Genomic DNA, 242 nt, shown 5'->3' with positions numbered 1-242 from the left:
CCACGCTGCTGTTGTACAGCGGGCCACTGCCGGCGTGCAGCACGCCCTGTTTGACATAAGGGGCAGGGAGCACGATAGAGCCAGCCACCAGGGTTACCCCAAACTCCTTGGCCAGGCCACCGAACAGCTGCTGATAGTCGGCGGCCATCTGCTCGGCCTTCATGCGCAAGTGCGCGTCGGTGCGCCAGTCGTCGGCGTTGGCGCGCAGCATCGCCAGGCCATAGCGCAGCGGGTTGCTCAGC

Annotated in this window: 1 pseudogene; it reads right to left on the bottom strand. The window is 66.1% G+C overall.

Annotation, left to right across the window (positions count from 1 at the left end):
- Positions 1 to 242 (bottom strand): annotated as a pseudogene (locus SB765_RS33045) (carbon-nitrogen hydrolase family protein); the annotation flags it as partial.

Source organism: Pseudomonas sp. SIMBA_067 (genome assembly GCF_046534675.1).
Classification (GTDB): Bacteria; Pseudomonadota; Gammaproteobacteria; order Pseudomonadales; family Pseudomonadaceae; genus Aquipseudomonas; species Aquipseudomonas putida.
This window is presented reverse-complemented; position numbering and strand designations above follow the sequence as displayed.